The sequence below is a fragment of the Lysinibacillus alkalisoli genome, assembly GCF_014643595.1.
GTDB classification, from domain to species: domain Bacteria; phylum Bacillota; class Bacilli; order Bacillales_A; family Planococcaceae; genus Metalysinibacillus; species Metalysinibacillus alkalisoli.
The window spans coordinates 505701-520607 of record NZ_BMJT01000001.1 but is presented as its reverse complement, the minus strand read 5'-3'; the positions used below and the strand labels follow the sequence as shown (position 1 = coordinate 520607).

The window sequence follows — 14907 nt, the reverse complement described above, 5'->3', positions numbered from 1 at the left end:
ATGATTTGTTTTTTCCGAAAGATCAAATTACAACTTTTCTCACTTTATGAATAGCTTATACTTTTATAAACAAAAAAATACTAGACTGAAATAGAATCAGTCTAATATTTTTCCTTTGTCCCAGATACCAACTTAATCATGCTTCTGGCACTACAGAAAGTTGATTAAAGTGTGTATACAACTCGGAATCAAAAATAGTAGCAACTTCTTGAAATGCCTCTTTTTCTAGAGCATTATTAATTTGTACCAAATAATGTTGAATTTGATCAAACTCCAAATTATGTTTAATATCATGTAATAGCAATAATTGTTGCGCGTCATTCAACCACAATAAACCTTCAGAAAAATACATAATATTTTCTTTGGCTAGTACCAATTCATTTTCTCTTAACAATGTTGCTATCACTTTACACCCTTCTGGTAATTTTCTTAAATACTCATTATAGCTTTGTATAACTTCGTATAACTCATTCACTTCAATCACCCTCACTTAACTTGTCATAAGCTTCTTGAACTACACCTTTTATTTCATAAATTGTTTTTGCCATTACGCCTAATAATTTTATTTGCTCATTTCTTTCATCTTGCACATGTTCTCTGCTAATAATTTGCTCTCTACTATTATGTGACCATAAATATTTTAGTAAAGTAGATTGTAAATTGTGCATAATTATTTTATTACTCATGGCATCTTTAACAATATAATGCACTACACTTAATTGTTCATTGTACTTTAAAAATGTTTTGTGTGTAATTTCCATCTGGTCTATACGGTTAAAATAATCAATTATATTCTCCAAAAATGCTTCATAATATTCTAATTCTTGTTTAAGATTAGCTTGCAATTTGGATATCTCTATAGGGTATGTCTCTATTTGACTTAAAGTGTCTATCACGGGAGTAATTTCATTCCTACAATATATATCAATACATTGTTTTAATGTCGCTTGCTCTGTTAAATAAATGCGTGCACCGCCTTCTGTTGCATCTATTACTTTTAAATTGGCTTCGCCAATGCGTTTTTCAAACCACGTTTTAAACTGTAACCATATTCGAGTCGTTAATACTTGTTCACCATAGTATCCTTCTACATAATCTTGGTCTCTTTTCTGTTCTTTAGTGGGCTCCTCTGCATCATAAAAAGTACCACTTGCATGTGTTTCACTTTCATTAGAGCCGTAAGCTAAATCCTGACCAACTAAAATAATAGGTGAACAACCTAGGTGATCTGCCATACCAAAAGCAACATGAGCACAAGATGAGCCCATATTAATACCTGCTGTTATTGGCTGAGCCATAATTCTTTGTAACCACTCTGTTTCTGCTACTTCATTCCGAAAAGGTATGATTTGATTACCTTCAAATGTTTCAAAAACCCTTGAATCTAATACCGCTGGACCTACTAAGTTAATAGATTTAGGGAATATTTTATCTTTATAAAAATAGTCATACACTTGTGGGACACGTTCAATTGAACATACAAAATCAGGTGTAATTCCTTCATCTAATAAACGGTTAATAATCGTATCTACAGCAATAATTACTGCTTTCCTCTTTACACCCTTAAGATATTTAATATTTTTATTTAAAGAAGGACCAGCAGCTACTACAATAGCTGGTACATCTTTATAACTATTCATTAATTTGCTAGTATCTTTAGACTCTAATATATAAGGTAAATTATATAAATTATGTCTTAATCCAATTAAACTATCTTCCACATCATTGCCAAATGTATGTATGGTTGACAATATGGTTTGGCGAATTAATGTAATCAATTGTTTAGTTAAGTTCAAATCATACATTCTGTAGTAAGATGTAAAATAAAAATTCACTTGTTTCACTAATTTGACAAAATTAATATCATGCATCATTGGTTGCAAAAAAGTAATAATGTTGTCAATAGCATCATCAACAAACAAATAAATATTTTCTTTACCAAAGAAATCTAGATTCTTTTGATGTAGTGCTGTAGTAAAAAAACTTATATTAGGTTCAATTACAATAATGATTGTCTCTTTATTTTTTGTTTTATAAATATGTTGTAATTCATGTACAGCATAGATACCAAAAACAAATAAAATCTCTCGATACGATTGACGCCCTTGATATCCTTCTTGCACATGATCACATACTTCACGAACTTCTCCATCACTATAAGTAAAGTACGCTGCATAATCATCAATTTTAGTGCATACTGGTTCCAGTGCGTCTTGAATCGCTGCTATCCAATTTAATTCATTTGTTGATAACGCTGAAATATTTTGTTCGATATACATCTACTATCACTCCTCTCATGAAAAAAAGCCATAGCGCAATGCGCTATGGCTTAATTTTTTAGGTATTAACCTAATAATTGTAAAACGCCTTGTGGCTGTTGGTTAGCTTGAGCTAACATTGATTGTGCAGCTTGCATAAGAATGTTATTCTTAGTGAACTCCATCATCTCTTTAGCCATATCTGTATCACGGATACGTGATTCAGCAGCTGTTAAGTTTTCTGATGCAGCACCTAAGTTATTAATTGTGTGCTCTAAACGGTTTTGTACCGCACCAAGTGCTGAACGTTGTTCAGAAACTTGTTTAAGTGCATCATCAATTTTAGTAATTGTACCTGAAGCTTGCTCACGAGTAGATACACTCACACCATTAATCTCAAATTTAGAACCTGCTGCTAAATCATCAGCAAGATTTAAATCATCTTTGTCAAATGTTACAGTTTCGTTACCTACTTTAATTTCATATGTGCCAGCTGTTGTAGTCACTTTACCTACTACTTTATCATCTTTGATTACTTGATCTCCAACGATTTCATATTTACCAGCTGCTAATTTAGAAGATACTGAGTTCAGTTCTGTTTGAGCAGTTGCTTTACCATCTTTAATAGTTAAAGTACCATCTTTTAATGATGTTGCGTTAGTAAATTTATATTCTGCACCATTCTTACCAGTTACAACGCCTGCTGCTACATCGCCCACTTCATTACCTTTAGCATCGATTAATTTATCGCCTGCTGAGTTAACTTTATATGTGCCATCTGCTAAACCAGCAACAGTTGCTGTATTTTCTACATCTTTACCTAATGTCGTTGTATTGACTAAACCAAGTGCAGCTGCACCCATTTTATCAATATTCATTTTAAGCTCTTGGCCTTCGTTAGCACCAATTTGGAAAGTACCTGAGAAAGAACCATCAAGTAATTTTTGTGTATTGAATTCAGTTGTTTCTGATACACGGTCAAGTTCTTCTGTTAATTGAGTAATTTCTTGTTGGATTGCTTCACGGTCAAGATTTACGTTAGTATCACTTGCAGATTGTACAGATAATTCACGCATACGTTGTAAAATAGCATGTGTTTCATTAAGCGCACCCTCAGCTGTTTGGATTAAAGAAATTGCATCTTGAGAGTTTTTAGTAGCCATGTCTAGACCACGGATTTGTCCACGCATTTTTTCAGAGATTGCTAAACCTGCAGCGTCATCGCCTGCACGGTTAATTTTGTAACCTGAAGCTAATTTCTCAAGGTTTTTAGAAGCTTGAGCGTTGTTGAAAGCTAAGTTACGGTGTGTGTTTAAAGCTGAAATGTTATGTTGAATTCTCATGATAGAATTCCTCCTTGAATTTGTTTTATTTTGCTCACATCCATGTGGGCTTTATTATGTAGGAAGCTTATTTGCCTCTTACATACATTATATCGCATGTACTTATGATTTGTTTAGCTTTTTTTAGAAAAACTTTTAAGTTTATAATAAAAAGTGTTTAAACCCTTGATACTGCTCTCTTTAGGATATTTGAACGTTTTATGAACACGTGTGAATCAGTCATTTTTCTTAAAGTTTAATTGATCCAACACATCTAAAGATATAGTAAGTGACTTTTCATTTTGTGCCTTAATTGCCTCAAATACTTCTGTACGGTGCACCTTAACAGACTTTGGCGCTACAATACCAATCTTTACTTGGTCACCTTCTACTGACAGTATCTTCAACTCTACTTGGTCACCAATCATAATAGATTGATTTTTTTTTCGTGATAATACAAGCATTACTTGGTCACACCTTTTCCTAACGGGAAGTGTAGTGGATATTTTTTATTATCTTGCAGCACAATTTGTTTCCCCATTTTTTTTGTAATGTTTAGCACGACAGGTGCCAATAAATTCATTGTTGATGTTTGTAATGTTTCTTTCATCGTAATAATAGCATAAGGTAATACTTCGTGATTACCTTCAATATGTAATGTTTGTTTATCCTCGTCACTTAAATCAAAAGTATAATTTGCATCAAATGCAAATGGGTACGCCATAATAAAGCTAATCGTAGGTTGATCAACAGACTGTAGTGCTACTAAAGGTAAGTCTGCATCAATTGGCATAAGTATAAATCGTTGTAAATCACTGAATCCAGGTAAACCTTGCGGAAATGTGTAAACATCTTCTTCCTTAAACGCCACTTCTCCTAAAAACTTCGTTTCGATTTTCATCCTATTCCTCCTATTTAATGACATCAATGAGATGCACACTTGGTCTTTGTAACATCGTATAACTTACTTTGGAAGGCGTGTATTGATGAATGGGTTTATTCACTTGAGCTGAGATGCGTGGTTCTTGCCGCCTCACATTAATATCGAGTGTACCTTTTGTAAAGTGAATGTCAATGGCATCACCTGATGGGATAAATGTAATATTTACTGGTGTATCTTGTGGTCCATGATTTTGCTTTGCTATAGTTTGTCCAATACTAAAGCCCTGTCCTTTACCTGACATTAACATCATTTGATCTCCTTCACGTGCTGTCTGGGCGATAAAATCTAAATTAGCTTGTTTACCATCTTGCGCGTACTTTGCTACCGACTTCATAGGGGATAATAGCCCCATCTCTTGCCACATTCTAGATTGGTCAATCCTAAGCTCACTATTTGTCGTATGCATCTCTATAATAGCGGCTGGTTGTTCAATTTTCAAATCAGCTTGTGGTTGCTTAATCACTTGTTGCCCTGTTACAGCTGCAGGTTGTAAATTCATTTTAATGTCATTAATTTGCAATTGAATTTGTGGCATCATCATAACTCACCTCCTAAATCTTAAGTAAAAAAACACTTGAACACTAGTAAATGTTCAAGTGCCCATCAAAAATTATCGAATAAAATCAACAAGTGTAGGTTGAATCACCTGTGCACCTACTGAAAGACCAGCTTGATGTATTGCTTTTTGCGTCATAAAATTAGTAATTGTTTTAGCATAATCTACACTTTCATTATCTCTCATTTGGGATTCAACTAAAAGCTCTCTAAAACTTAAACGTTCTTCCATTGTTTCTGCACGATTTTGTAATGCACCTAATTTAGCCTGTTCGGATAATACTAAGGAACGCATACTATCTGGATTGTTTTCATTATTAATTTTACCAAGTAAAGAGCTTATTTTTGAAATATCTACTGGTGACTCATTCACAGTTTTAATAATCTCATCCATTGTATCATCTAATTTTTTAAATAATGTAGCACCTGGTGTATTAACTTCCAATTTAATTCCATTAAAAATTTCAATCTCTACATAATTGTCACCGCCAGGTAACGCATTCATATTGCCATCTTTATCAAATAATGGCGACAATACATTAGTACCACTAAAAATATGATTACCAGATACTTCTGTATTTGCAATAGTATGCAGTTGCTTACGTAATTGTTCTAACTCTTTATTAATCGCTTTACGGTCTTCATCTGTTTTACCATCTGTTGCTGCGTATGTTACCAATTCTTGAACACGGTGCACTAATTGGTTTGTTTCCATAAATGCTGTGTTTGTAGCATCTTGCCACATTCTTACTTCTGACATGTTGCGATTATATTGTTCAACTCGTGCCAAATCACGACGATGCCCCATTGCTCGTACTGCACCCGCCGGGTCATCAGATGGACGATTAATTTTGAGTCCTGAATCTAATTGATTTTGCAAATCACTCATTTTACTATAACTGCTATTTAAATTATGCAATAAATTGCCTGATAACATGGATTGTGTTACGCGCACAATACTACCTCCTTAAACTTATAGACCGACACGGCCCATTCCGTTAATTATTTTATCTAATGTCTCATCTACTACTGTAATCATACGTGCATTAGCATTATAGGCTTGTTGAAAGGTAATCATACTTGTCATTTCTTCATCCAAAGATACAGAACTCACAGAGGCACGATCACGATAAATGGCTAATTGTTGAACGGCCGATTCCTTTGACTTTTGGATAGCCTCTCTACCTTGAACGCCTAAGCGACCTGTAACACTGTCATAATAACTACTAATAGAGCCATTGTCTAAAGCAGCAAATGGTTTATTTTGCAAATCTGCTAAGGCAAAAGCATTTTTGCTGTCCCCCTCTTCACCTGGTACAGAAGAAGCTGCAATTAGATGAGGATTATTAAGTAATGCATCATTGACTTTAATATCTTTCGCTGTGATCCCTGCTGGGTCAAAGAAGTCGCCACCTTGTACAGAAGCATCCTTCACAGTACCATCAGGATTTTTTGTTTCTAATGTATACCCTTGTCTATGTAATTTATTAAACTCCTCTACAAAGGTCTTTGCCATTGCGTTAAGGTTTTGTAACATTTTTGGATAGGTACCCTTTGCGGTTTCCATATCTGCACTACCATAACCATAGGCATCAATTAATGATAATAAACGTCCTTTACCTGGTAACATATCATCATACTCAATAGGACCTTCTAAAAAGTCTTCGGCAATGAAGTCGCCATCCTCATCAACTGGCGGCCCTCCAAGTTCGGACATTTTCATCTCTTGGAATGGTAACATTTTCCCTGATGGGTCTGTAATATCCTTTGTTTCAATAGAGACAGCACGATATAATTGTCCTTCTACAAGCTTAACTGTAGTGCCATCTTTCTTTTTCAATGATACGGTTAACGAACCTTCCGATACACTACTTGCATTACCACCTGAGGCTACTCTTTGTACTTCAACGGGGATAATCTCGTTTAATTCATCCACTAATTTATCACGTGCATCGTATAAATCATTCGGTACGTAGCCACTTGGCTCTACTACACGGATTTGCTCATTCAAACTAGCAATTTGACTTAAAATAGAGTTAACATCACGTGTTACCACATCAATTTCCTTACCTAAGTTGCTTTGCATTTCTTTAATTTGAGTATCGTAATAATTAAAAGAATCTGCTAGCTGTTTCGCCCCTTCAATTGCGACATCACGACTTGTTAAATTTTTAGATGCCTGGCCTACCTCTTGCATGTTTTTCCAAAAATCAGCAAATGCTTTATTTAAACCAAAGTTTGATGGCTCTTTCATTAAAGCCTCTAATTCACCTACTGAACGAGCTTGCGCATCCCAATAGCCTAAGCGGTTTGTTTCTTGACGGTATTGACGGTCAATAAACTCATCACGAATACGTTGAATAGAGCCTGCCTCTACCCCTGTACCGATATGCCCTGCCGTTTTAGGCGATTGTAAACCTGGTGCTGGGAAGCCTTGAGTAGCTTGCATATTCACACGTTGACGTGTGTACCCAATCGTATTGGCGTTTGAAACGTTATGTCCTACGGTATAAAGACCTGATTGCTGTGTAAAAAGCCCTCGCTTACTTGCCTCAAGCCCCATAAATGTTGAACGCATATTACTCCTCCTTAAACCTCATACGTTTTACTTGCCATATTAGTAGGTTGGCGCACCTCTTTACTTGAATAATTCATTGTTTGGTTTACTGGCGGTGTAGGTTGCAGTAAATCAAGTGTCATATTCACAAGTTGCAATGATTGATACACTAATTTTTGGTTCTGTTTATTCACGATTTTAATGTCTTCAATTGTTTGTAATAATTGTGCTCTAAATTGTGTAATTTCATTACGCTCTTGCTCGTTAGCTGCTACTAATAACTCCTCAACAGTCGGTGCCGCGGAATGTGCAAATCCATTTGCCTTCAAGTAGTCCGTTACCATACGCTGGCGCTGTTGTTCAAGTTGTTCAATAGCTGCTATATGCTTTTGTTCCTTTTTGATAATGGCATCTAATTCATCAATATTGTCATGGATGAGATGCTCCGTTTTGGCTGTCATTAATTCTAATAAGCTTTTATGCATACGTGTTAAATTGCTTAAATTTTGTAGTATTTTATCCATACCTATGCTCCTTAGAATCGGTAATATTTCAACATATCTTCAGCGACTTTATGTGTATCTACTTTATACTCACCTGATTGTACATCCGCTTTAATTTGCGCTACACGTTCAGCACGTGCAGATTGTAAGTTTGTAGTACCTTTCATATCAATAGCTGCAGATGAGATTTCAACTTTATCTAAAAAACTTTGACCAGATGTCGTTTTAGCTGGTTTTGTTTTATTAGCATATGTGTGCAATGGTTGTATATGAAATGGCTTAATTTTCATTCATTTCACCTTCCTTTTATCTACTGTTCTACTTATATCTTCGGCTCACTTTACTAAAAGTTAATGCCGAAATATAAAAACACGCGATGTTTTCTCATTTTCTATACCCTTTTTCCTGTATTTTATGAAATTTTCTACGTATTTCATACTTTTAGCCGTTTGGTCTACCAATTGGATAATGTCGTATTCACTAGTTTCGTTATCCTCTACTACGTAAAAAGAAGTGGTAAAGGGATGTATTACTCTCCCTTTACCACTTTTAAGATGGCTCAAGCTAAAATGGCTTGGCATTTGTTTGCTCTCCACATGCAATGCCATATTCTCTTGACTGTGTAGGTGAATCATTTCACTATTGTTATTTCTTTTTATTCGCATTCACATGATATGTACCCTTTGCTTGTTGCTCAACAGTTTCTCTAAAGCTCTTTGCGGCCTCAAACGTATTAAGTTCACGTTTTAATGTTTCTTGACACTTGTTACAAAGCTTACCTGTTGTTGTTAAATGTCCACAATTATCACATGGATAACCTAAGTTAGGAAACATTGCCGTATGTAAACGACCTTTACGCACCCAGCGATACAATGTATCTTCTTCAACCCCTGTTACTTCTACAATACGTTCCACTGTCGCTGCTCGATTTTCACGTTTACGTAAAAAACGATACACTACTTGATAATCATCTTCTTCTTTTTGTGAACATTTTGGACAAATATCTCGAATACCTGTGTAATTAAAAAACCCATTACATTTTGGACAACTACGTACTTCTGCCATAATTTAGTACCTCCTTACTCGCTCATTTATCATTTATTATACATCATCCTTGTGAATTCACTACGAAATAATGTAAAAGTAGTGACTTTTCTTGCACCCGCTTCTTTAAAGAGCATAACAATATGTTGTAATGTTACCCCTGTTGTACAAACATCATCAAAAATCACAAAATCTCGATTAAGGACTGCTGTACGATCCCGCAAAACAAAGGGATTCTCTCGTTGTAAACGTTCCGCTCGTGAACCAAGACCTTGCGTAATATTATCTTTTTTCAACAGATGCTCCTCGTAAGGTAATGCCGCTGCGATTAACAATTGCTCTACTTGCGCAAATGTTCTTTCTTGTAATTTGAGCGGGTGTAGGGGCACAGGTACAATAATGGCACGCTCTTTTAATAGTCGCTGACGCAATTGTTGTGTAAAACTTGTAGCTAATAACAGATCCTTCTGGATTTTATAACGTTGCAACCATTCACTCGCGATTTCATTATAAATAAAACAAGCTTCTTCTGGCTGCGTAAACACCTCAAATTGTTGTAAGCAACTCTCACAAATTGTAGCTCTTTGCTCCCTGCCCCACAATCCTTGCCAACTCCTGTTGGCATGTAATTTTGTATCACACCATACACAATGTGTTATCGTTTGCTGCATATTACACCTCCTTATAAGCATTTTGCATACGAATTCGTTGTCTCGCTTTGCTCATTGCTACGCTAATGCCATGATGAAAGAACACAATATCGCCTGTTGGGTATTGAGGGTGGCGTCCTGCGCGACCACTAATTTGGATAAGGGCACTTGCATCAAAGATGGTGTGCTCTGCACCTACGACAGCTATTTGAATATTTGGTATTGTAATGCCTCGTTCTAAAATAGTTGTCGTTAACAAGCCTTTAACTTGCCCATCGCGTAATAGTTGTACTTTGTGAGTGCGCTCTGAGTCATGAGCATGTACGCTTTCTATTAAAGGATCAAGCTGCTGAAAATGGATAAGACTGCTAGCCATTAATTGTTTTGTTGCAAAAAAGATTAGGAAGGGTTCACAACATTGTAGCCTTTCTTGCACCCATCTTGCTAATTTGCGTGGTAATCTTTTTTTCAAAGTAGTTTGGTAATGAAACAATGAGGAAAATCGAGGGACAGGTAAGGGGTGTTGATGATACCTATGCCATACTTTACTATGCTGCCACTGTTCTTTTTTTACAAGGGCAAGTAACGTCTTACTAGGAGTTGCTGTAACAAAAATCAGTGGCGCATCTTGTTTTTTAGCTTTTGTCACAGCCAATTGTAGTGTGTGATCATACGTGAAGGGAAAGGCATCTGCCTCATCTACAATCATGATGTCGAAAGCATTTTCAAAGTGATAAAGTTGATGGGTTGTTGCAATAATGATTTGTGCACAACCTTTCGATAACGGGGCATCGCCATACAATGCGTGAATTACACGTTGTGGGAAGGCTTGTTGCAATCTGGGCATTAGTTCTTTGACAACGTCAGCTCTTGGCGTGGCGATACAGATGCGGTAACGTTTATGTAACGCATAATCTAACATGGGAAAAAGCATCTCGGTTTTACCCGCCCCGCACACCGCATCAACGAGGTGATGCTGACGTGCCTTAACACTTGTAATGAGTGCCTGACTTACCCTTTGTTGCGCTTCACTCAATTGTTGTGGATATTGCGCGATGGTTTTTTTTATAAAACGATATTGGTTGTCATGGTATGTCAGTAATGTCGTCTGTGATGTCACACGCCCCATCATTAAACAATGGCGACAATACGTTAAAGTATACGTAATCAAATGGCGTTGTAACGTTGTTAAACAGCGCATGCACTGTTTAGGTTGCTGACGAATCCCTTGTTGTTGTTGTACATAGCCATATTTTTTTAGGAGATGCATGTAATGGGGTACTTGACTAGCAATAGCTTGCCACTGCTTTGGCAATTGGTCTTCTGCCCAAACACGCCCTATTAAAAAATCACTGATTATCGGTGGCACAATAAAACCTTTATATTTCATCTCTTAACCTCCATAAAAAAAGCCCCTACACTTATGTGTAGAAGCCTTGTATTATTTCATTTCACACCAACCAATACCGATAGATCCTTCACCTAAGTGTGTACCGATTACTGGTCCAAAATAACTGATCTTAAAGTTGACTTGAGGGTATTTTTGTGCAAACTCATTCTTTAAACGCTCCGCCTCTTCCAGACAGTTGCCTTGAATAACGACGACTTCATTAGCACCACTTGCGATGGCATTCGCCATCATCTCCTCAGCACGTTTCACTGCCTTTTTACGTGTGCGAATCTTTTCAAACGGCACAATTACTTTATCTACAAAATGTAACACAGGTTTTACTTGGAGTAAGCCGCCAATAATGGCTGCTGCTGCGGATAATCTGCCCCCGCGTTGTAAGTGTGCTAAATCATCTACAACAAAGTAAGCATTTACACTTGGTTTCATAGCATCAAGCGCTTCAATAATCGTTTGTGCAGATGCACCATTTGCTGCCATTTCACCTGCTTTTAAGACATAATATCCTTGCACAGCACATGAAATTTCACTATCGAATGCCTGCACTGTAATACCATCTACCATCTCACCTGCTTGCAATGCCCCTTGGTATGTACCACTAATGCCACTTGATAAATGGATAGAAACTACTTCTTCAAAACCTTGTTGTTTTAACGCTTCAAATAACTCAACAAAACGGCCAATTGAAGGTTGTGTTGTTTTCGGGAAATCCTTATTGGCACGCACTTTATCATAAAAAGCTGAAGGTGTAATAGCGGTCTCGTCAAATACTTCTCCAGCCAAATTAACTGCTAATGGAATCACTTTAATATTAAAGCGTGACTGTTCTTCCGGCGTTAAATACGCTGTACTATCTGTTACAATTGCCGTTTTCATATCTTCTTCACACTCCTATGGCATTATTTTACCGTATATTACAGTGAATGTGAATGATTGATTTGGTTTACGATTTGTTTCCATGCCAAAATGATAAAAACTGCTATAGTTGTCGCTCAACTTAGCAGTTCACAGTATCATTTATTTTCCTTCTGACGACATAAAGTGCACACTTGATACTTTCCACGTACCATCTTCTGGTACAAACACCGTTACTTGACGCCCAACAGCTTGCCCTGCGCGCCCTGTTGAAATTTCCGTTCTTGAAATTTCAAGATTAGCAAAAACATGTGCTTCTTTTTCACTATATTTAACGATTGTAATATCTTTAGCAATACGTTCCGTATCATAGGCATCAAACTCTGCTTGCACTTTCTCTTGTTCATCTTTATAAACAAATCCCTTTGACTTGGTCGAAAGTGTATCCACATATTGATCTACTTCTTTATTATTAAACGATTCTATGTAAACATTGAATGCGTTTAAGATTGCTTCCTTTTTATCTTCTGGCACATTCGTTGCTTCTTCAATTGAGCCGCCATCCATCGAAAATCCTACTTTATTTGTTTCAGTATCCTTTGTAGATGCTTGATCTTCTCCACTATCATTACATGCTGCAAGTACACTTGCGCATACAAAAAGTAAGGCAATTAACCATTTTTTCATATTTCCCTAACCTCCCGCGAAATATTGTAACACACTACGTAAAAAGTTGTAGTAAAAGCGTTTTAACTTTGTACAACATTATGACGAATTTTTTACAGCTATGTTGCAATTGCGCCATACACCTTAGACATTGTCAATTTATTGCCATAAAAAAAGCTGTTAAGGACATGCCTTAACAACTCTTAATAAGTATATCGTCGTATTTTACACTATGTGTGATTAACGTACTTCAACCCAGCCATTTTTAATCGCTGTTACAACAGCTTGTGTGCGGTCACTTACTGCCATTTTTTGAAGAATACTAGATACGTGGTTCTTAACCGTTTTCTCTGAGATGAATAATGTTTCACCAATTGTACGGTTGCTCTGCCCGTCTGTTAATAATTGCAGTACTTCACATTCACGCTTAGTTAATAAGTGATATGGACGGCGAATATCCGTTTGATGGAAATTCCCTTTATTCTCATGCTCACTTAAACGGCGAAACTCTGCTACTAAGTTTTTAGTTACTTTAGGGTGTAAATATGAGCCGCCATCTGATACAACTTTAATGGCATTCACAATCTCATCTGCATCCATTTCTTTGAGCATATAACCTAATGCACCTGATTTTAAGGCATGTGTTACATAAGATTCATCATCATGGATGGATAAAATAATTACTTTAGCGTCTGGATGTTTCTCTAATAATTCTGCTGTAGCATCAACACCGTTAATGCCTGGCATATTGATGTCCATTAGCACAACATCTGGTAGGTGTTCGTCATACAGTTGTAGCGCTTCTTCTCCATCGCCACCTTCTGCTACTACATCAAATGACTCTTCAAAGTCTAAGATGCGTTTTACTCCTTCGCGGAAGAGTTGATGGTCATCAATAATGATTATTTTCGTCATAAAATTGTTCCCCCTTAATACACTCACTCGTTACTTTCGATATGCTTTGCTTCATATGGAATTTTAAATAAAAATAGCGCGCCTTGATTAGGCTCTGAAATAATTTTCATTGAGCCTTCCAATAATTCAAGACGTTCTTGCATCCCGATTATGCCAAATGATTGCGCCTTCGAGATTTTATCTTTATTAAAACCTTTACCGTTATCTTTCACCATAATATTTAGATCATCTTTACGCCATTCTAGTTTTACCCATATATCAGTAGAGGACGCATGCTTTATAGCATTGGTTACCCCTTCCTGTACAAGACGAAACACTGACACCTCAATATCCGAAGAAAGACGTCGGTCTGAGCCAACGGATTGGAAATGAATCTCCACGCCCTTATTGTATTCTTCGGCAGTAGAAAGGTATTTCTTTAGCGTTGGGACGACACCCAAGTCATCTAAAGCCATTGGTCTCAAATCATAGATGATTCTACGCACTTCAGATAGGGCATTTCTCACATTATGCTTTAGTTCATGTAGCTCATCTAATGCTTGGTCAATCCCTTTTTCACGGTATACTCTTTCAATTAAATCCGAACGCATTAATACGTGAGCCATCATCTGTGCAGGCCCATCATGTATCTCTCTTGATAGCCTTTTGCGTTCATCTTCTTGTGCAGCGATGATGCGCATGCTAAAATCTTGTTTGATTTTGGCTTGTTCCAAAGCTGCTCCGACATTTTTCAAATCGGATAGCAAATAATTCAAAACAACGTTTACTTGATTTACAATATGGTCAGCTCGTTCAATCGTATCTGACAAGCCACGCAAGCGACGCTCAAGATCATCACGCTTTTGACGCAGCTGTCTTTCTTCACTCATGCTAATAGCTAGAGAAATTTGTAAATTATGAGCATTTTCATAGGCTTCTCGAATCTGAACTTCTGTAAACTCGTTGAATGATTTACTTACAAAAGCGAGTCGTTGTTTAGCCAATTGGGTATTTCGTTCTAAACTATCACTTTTGTCTATTGCTTCTTTGATTTGTTCTCGCACATAAGCAAGCTCGTTTTGCATTTCTTCAAAACTTTGACGACTTTTCTCGCTTATAATAAAAATATCGTCTTTTGAACTCGTTATTGTTTCTACCATGCGATTAAATACAACATCAATCGCAGCAATATCAAGATTTCTTTGTTCTGTCATAGTGTCAACGTCCCCAGTCTTTCATCATTATGGCTTTT

17 protein-coding genes are annotated in these 14907 nt (G+C 36.6%); all 17 read right to left on the bottom strand.

Annotated elements, in window-relative coordinates:
• Positions 1–136: 136 nt before the first annotated feature.
• Positions 137–475 (bottom strand): DUF8042 domain-containing protein, encoded by a 339-nt coding sequence (locus tag IEW44_RS02195; protein ID WP_188613380.1) that lies wholly within the window; start codon positions 473–475, stop codon positions 137–139.
• Position 476: 1 nt separating this feature from the next.
• Positions 477–2279, bottom strand: a complete 1803-nt coding sequence (locus tag IEW44_RS02190) for a motility associated factor glycosyltransferase family protein (RefSeq protein ID WP_188613379.1) — start codon at positions 2277–2279, stop codon at positions 477–479.
• A gap of 65 nt (positions 2280–2344) precedes the next feature.
• On the bottom strand, positions 2345–3601 hold the full coding sequence (locus tag IEW44_RS02185; RefSeq protein WP_188613378.1) for a flagellin N-terminal helical domain-containing protein: 1257 nt from the start codon (positions 3599–3601) through the stop codon (positions 2345–2347).
• A 215-nt stretch (positions 3602–3816) separates the two neighbouring features.
• Positions 3817–4044: a carbon storage regulator CsrA gene (csrA, locus tag IEW44_RS02180; protein WP_188613377.1), complete on the bottom strand. Its 228-nt coding sequence runs from the start codon at positions 4042–4044 to the stop codon at positions 3817–3819.
• Positions 4044–4481, bottom strand: coding sequence for a flagellar assembly protein FliW (gene fliW, locus IEW44_RS02175; protein WP_188613376.1), 438 nt, complete (start codon positions 4479–4481; stop codon positions 4044–4046). The genes csrA and fliW overlap by 1 nt, the downstream gene beginning before the upstream one ends.
• Before the next feature lie 10 nt (positions 4482–4491).
• Entirely contained in the window at positions 4492–5064 is a 573-nt protein-coding gene (locus tag IEW44_RS02170; protein ID WP_188613375.1) for a DUF6470 family protein, read from the bottom strand.
• Positions 5065–5133: 69 nt separating this feature from the next.
• On the bottom strand, positions 5134–6033 hold the full coding sequence (flgL, locus tag IEW44_RS02165) for a flagellar hook-associated protein FlgL (protein ID WP_188613374.1): 900 nt from the start codon (positions 6031–6033) through the stop codon (positions 5134–5136).
• A gap of 18 nt (positions 6034–6051) precedes the next feature.
• Entirely contained in the window at positions 6052–7656 is a 1605-nt protein-coding gene (flgK, locus tag IEW44_RS02160) for a flagellar hook-associated protein FlgK (protein WP_188613373.1), read from the bottom strand.
• A gap of 11 nt (positions 7657–7667) precedes the next feature.
• Positions 7668–8159, bottom strand: coding sequence for a flagellar protein FlgN (locus IEW44_RS02155; protein ID WP_188613372.1), 492 nt, complete (start codon positions 8157–8159; stop codon positions 7668–7670).
• An 11-nt stretch (positions 8160–8170) separates the two neighbouring features.
• Positions 8171–8428 (bottom strand): flagellar biosynthesis anti-sigma factor FlgM, encoded by a 258-nt coding sequence (gene flgM / locus IEW44_RS02150; RefSeq protein ID WP_188613371.1) that lies wholly within the window; start codon positions 8426–8428, stop codon positions 8171–8173.
• 355 nt (positions 8429–8783) lie between these two features.
• On the bottom strand, positions 8784–9203 hold the full coding sequence (locus IEW44_RS02145; RefSeq protein WP_188613370.1) for a TIGR03826 family flagellar region protein: 420 nt from the start codon (positions 9201–9203) through the stop codon (positions 8784–8786).
• A gap of 29 nt (positions 9204–9232) precedes the next feature.
• Complete coding sequence (locus tag IEW44_RS02140) at positions 9233–9853, bottom strand: ComF family protein (protein ID WP_188613369.1); 621 nt, start codon at positions 9851–9853, stop codon at positions 9233–9235.
• 1 nt (position 9854) lies between these two features.
• Entirely contained in the window at positions 9855–11222 is a 1368-nt protein-coding gene (locus IEW44_RS02135) for an ATP-dependent helicase ComFA (protein ID WP_188613368.1), read from the bottom strand.
• A gap of 51 nt (positions 11223–11273) precedes the next feature.
• Positions 11274–12116 carry a DegV family protein gene (gene fakB, locus IEW44_RS02130; protein WP_188613367.1) on the bottom strand — a complete coding sequence of 281 codons (843 nt, stop codon included), beginning with the start codon at positions 12114–12116 and terminating at the stop codon, positions 11274–11276.
• Between the two features lie 141 nt (positions 12117–12257).
• Positions 12258–12782 carry a DUF3225 domain-containing protein gene (locus IEW44_RS02125; protein ID WP_188613366.1) on the bottom strand — a complete coding sequence of 175 codons (525 nt, stop codon included), beginning with the start codon at positions 12780–12782 and terminating at the stop codon, positions 12258–12260.
• A 219-nt stretch (positions 12783–13001) separates the two neighbouring features.
• A complete protein-coding gene (locus IEW44_RS02120; RefSeq protein WP_188613365.1) occupies positions 13002–13676 on the bottom strand; it encodes a response regulator transcription factor in 675 nt (224 codons plus the stop codon).
• A gap of 23 nt (positions 13677–13699) precedes the next feature.
• Complete coding sequence (locus tag IEW44_RS02115) at positions 13700–14869, bottom strand: sensor histidine kinase (RefSeq protein WP_188613364.1); 1170 nt, start codon at positions 14867–14869, stop codon at positions 13700–13702.
• Positions 14870–14907: the final 38 nt, after the last annotated feature.

What these genes read in the sequence shown, in the direction of transcription:
- IEW44_RS02115 (WP_188613364.1), bottom strand. Translation starts at nt 14,869, where the DNA reads ATGACAGAACAAAGAAATCTTGATATTGCTGCGATTGATGTTGTATTT.
- IEW44_RS02140 (WP_188613369.1), bottom strand. Translation starts at nt 9,853, where the DNA reads ATGCAGCAAACGATAACACATTGTGTATGGTGTGATACAAAATTACAT.
- flgM (WP_188613371.1), bottom strand. Translation starts at nt 8,428, where the DNA reads ATGAAAATTAAGCCATTTCATATACAACCATTGCACACATATGCTAAT.
- IEW44_RS02125 (WP_188613366.1), bottom strand. Translation starts at nt 12,782, where the DNA reads ATGAAAAAATGGTTAATTGCCTTACTTTTTGTATGCGCAAGTGTACTT.
- IEW44_RS02120 (WP_188613365.1), bottom strand. Translation starts at nt 13,676, where the DNA reads ATGACGAAAATAATCATTATTGATGACCATCAACTCTTCCGCGAAGGA.
- IEW44_RS02170 (WP_188613375.1), bottom strand. Translation starts at nt 5,064, where the DNA reads ATGATGATGCCACAAATTCAATTGCAAATTAATGACATTAAAATGAAT.
- flgK (WP_188613373.1), bottom strand. Translation starts at nt 7,656, where the DNA reads ATGCGTTCAACATTTATGGGGCTTGAGGCAAGTAAGCGAGGGCTTTTT.
- fliW (WP_188613376.1), bottom strand. Translation starts at nt 4,481, where the DNA reads ATGAAAATCGAAACGAAGTTTTTAGGAGAAGTGGCGTTTAAGGAAGAA.
- IEW44_RS02135 (WP_188613368.1), bottom strand. Translation starts at nt 11,222, where the DNA reads ATGAAATATAAAGGTTTTATTGTGCCACCGATAATCAGTGATTTTTTA.
- csrA (WP_188613377.1), bottom strand. Translation starts at nt 4,044, where the DNA reads ATGCTTGTATTATCACGAAAAAAAAATCAATCTATTATGATTGGTGAC.
- IEW44_RS02145 (WP_188613370.1), bottom strand. Translation starts at nt 9,203, where the DNA reads ATGGCAGAAGTACGTAGTTGTCCAAAATGTAATGGGTTTTTTAATTAC.
- fakB (WP_188613367.1), bottom strand. Translation starts at nt 12,116, where the DNA reads ATGAAAACGGCAATTGTAACAGATAGTACAGCGTATTTAACGCCGGAA.
- IEW44_RS02190 (WP_188613379.1), bottom strand. Translation starts at nt 2,279, where the DNA reads ATGTATATCGAACAAAATATTTCAGCGTTATCAACAAATGAATTAAAT.
- IEW44_RS02185 (WP_188613378.1), bottom strand. Translation starts at nt 3,601, where the DNA reads ATGAGAATTCAACATAACATTTCAGCTTTAAACACACACCGTAACTTA.
- IEW44_RS02155 (WP_188613372.1), bottom strand. Translation starts at nt 8,159, where the DNA reads ATGGATAAAATACTACAAAATTTAAGCAATTTAACACGTATGCATAAA.